The organism is Burkholderia sp. E168m23 (genome assembly GCF_016586125.1).
GTDB lineage: Bacteria > Pseudomonadota > Gammaproteobacteria > Burkholderiales > Burkholderiaceae > Burkholderia > Burkholderia orbicola.
Genome location: NZ_BCPP01001727.1, coordinates 1 through 508, shown reverse-complemented (window position 1 = coordinate 508; position 508 = coordinate 1). Strand labels below are relative to the sequence as shown.

1 pseudogene is annotated in these 508 nt (G+C 67.3%); it reads right to left on the bottom strand.

The window, feature by feature from the left end:
- Positions 1-508 (bottom strand): annotated as a pseudogene (actP, locus tag JMF90_RS39905) (cation acetate symporter); the annotation flags it as partial.

The window sequence follows — 508 nt, the reverse complement described above, 5'->3', positions numbered from 1 at the left end:
CACCGTGAAGAAGCGCATCAGGATGTGCGGGAAGCCGGCCGTGCCGAACATCAGCGCGATGCCGAGCGACAGCGCGTTGGCCGGGTCGCGGATCAGCTTGCCGGGCCCCATGATCGACAGCGCGCCCGGATGCACGGCCACCGCGCGGCGGAACATCGCGTCGATGCTGAAGCCGAATTCGCCGAGCGCGAGCCACGCGAGCAGCGTCGCGCCGCACAACAGCAGCACGGCCTTGATCACCTGCACCCAGGTGGTCGCGGTCATCCCGCCGAAGAACACGTAGACGACCATCAGCACGCCGACGATCAGCTCGGCCGTGCCGTACGACAGCCCGAACAGCAACTGGATCAGCTTGCCCGCGCCGACCATCTGCACGACGAGGTACAGCACGACGATGGTCAGCGCGTTCGCCGAGGTCAGCAGCCGGATCGGCCGCTGCGCGAAACGGTACGCGACGACGTCGACGAACGTGAACTTGCCGAGGTTGCGCAGCGGTTCCGCGATCAGG